At 62.1% G+C, this 2045-nt stretch carries 2 protein-coding genes and 1 pseudogene; all 3 read right to left on the minus strand.

Annotation, left to right across the window (positions count from 1 at the left end):
* Window positions 1-721: pseudogene (locus tag EGI20_RS17735) on the minus strand (flagellum-specific ATP synthase FliI); the annotation flags it as partial.
* Window positions 714-1568 (minus strand): FliH/SctL family protein, encoded by an 855-nt coding sequence (locus tag EGI20_RS17740; protein WP_498633040.1) that lies wholly within the window; start codon window positions 1566-1568, stop codon window positions 714-716. The pseudogene EGI20_RS17735 and the gene EGI20_RS17740, both read right to left, overlap by 8 nt.
* Window positions 1558-2045 (minus strand): flagellar motor switch protein FliG (locus tag EGI20_RS17745; protein ID WP_498633042.1); only part of this gene is annotated, 488 nt, incomplete at its 5' end. The genes EGI20_RS17740 and EGI20_RS17745, both read right to left, overlap by 11 nt.

The following is a 2045-nucleotide window of genomic DNA, read 5'->3' on the forward strand; positions in this document are numbered from 1 at the left end:
CCCGTGCCAGCCCCTCCTCGCCCAGAATGTTTTCGATGAAATCCTTGACCTCGCGTCCCCGCTCGCCGATCAGGCCGACCACCACCACATCGGCGCGGGTAAAGCGCGCCATCATACCCAAGAGCACCGACTTGCCAACACCGGAGCCGGCAAACAGACCCAGACGCTGGCCACGCCCCACCGTCAGCAGGCCGTTGATGGCCCGCACGCCGACATCCATCACCTCGCGCACCGGTGTGCGCGCCAGCGGGTTCAATGGTTGGCTATACAGCGGCGCCCAGGCATCCGGGACAATCGCCCCCTTGCCATCCAGCGGCCGGCCCAGCGCATCCAGCACCCGCCCCATCAGCCCCATGCCGACCGGCACTTGCCGCCCCTGACTGGCACCCGTATGCGCCAACATGGCTTTTTGCCCGTAAACAGGGGGAAAGGCCGTGCGCAGGGGTTCGACCAGGGCACCGGGCAACAAACCGTGAATATTGGCAACCGGCATCAGATAGAGGTGCTCGCCGGAAAAGCCCACGACTTCGGCTTCTACCGTATGCCCGCCGCCCACATGAATCAGACAGGCGCTCCCCACCGGTTGCTTGAGCCCGACCGCCTCCATCACCAGACCAGTGACACGGGTCAGATGACCTTGAGCACGCCATGTCGGTGCAGCGGCCAGCACCTGACGGCAGGCTTGCAACTGCGTCAGCTGCCGCTCAAGCCAGTCACTCATCCGGCTGCCCGGCAACAGCCAACCCCAAAGCGGCGCGCAAGGCTGACTGACGGGTTTCCAAGGACAAGTCAAAGTGCGCCAGCTGCGTTTCAATCATGCAGCCACCACGGCTAATGGCCGCATCCTGCAACCACTTGATATGGCTCTTCGGATACTCCTGACTCAAAAAGTGCTCGAGCACCTGTGCATCCTCAGGATGTACCCGTACCCGGATCTGTGACAGCTCGCCAACGGCAGAAGCCAGCGCCTCGCGCACCAAGCCTTCCAATGCCTGCGGCGCATGAACAAAATGCGCCAGTGCCAAACGCTCCCCGCACTCGATAGCCAGTGCCACCAGCGTTTGTGACAAGGTGGCCTCCAGATGAGGGAGCTGGTCAGCCAGGGCGCTCGTCAGCTGCGCCAACGGTGCCCATGCCTGCTCGAATTGCGCCCTGACTTCGCCCTGCCCAAGACCCAGGCCTTCGGCATGCCCATCCGCCAATCCCTCGGCGAAACCGGCATCATGGCCGGCTTGCCAGGCTTCCTGATGGATAGCCTCCAGTTCGGCGGCAGTGGGGTAACTCATCGCAGCCGGGACAGACTCAGGCACCTCAGGTTCGGTCGCTAACGACACAGGGGCCTGCATCGTGACCGGGCGCGGCTCGCTGGCAGACGCAAGCACCGCGTCCAGCAGATCGCGTGTTGCTTGCGCGTCATCCACCACAGTTTGCACCGCGATGCCTACAGGCTCGGGCGCAGGCTCTTCCACAGGCTTTTTGGCAAGCGCAACTGAAGCGCCCAGCGCACCGGGCTGCCAGCTGGTCCAGGCACCCAGAGTTTCCGCAGAGATAATGGGATTACTCGACAAGGCCCTCATCCCCCCCTTTGCTTGCCAGCACAATCTGGCCTTCGTCAGCCAGCTTGCGCACTATCTTGAGAATCTCTTTTTGCTCACCCTCAACCTCGGACAACTTGACCGGCCCTTTGGATTCGAGATCGTCACGCAGCATTTCGGCAGCACGCTGCGACATATTCTTGAAGATTTTCTCGCGCATTTCCGGCGTTGTCCCCTTCAGGGCAATCACCAGCGAGTCGGACTGCACCTCGCGCAAGATGGTCTGGATAGCGCGGTCATCGATATCCAGCACTTCGTTCAGTTCGCGCAGCGCTTGCGGCTGCACGCCCTCCAGCGTCGCGGTACGGATCAGCACCTCATTGCGCATGCGCTCGGGGAAACTTGCCAGAATTCCGCTGGACTGATCCGGCTCCAGATGGACCAAAATGGTAGCAATAATCTGCGGATGTTCATTACGGATCAGATCGGCAGGCTGGACTGATCCGGCTC

This window comes from Aquitalea sp. S1-19 (genome assembly GCF_024343515.1).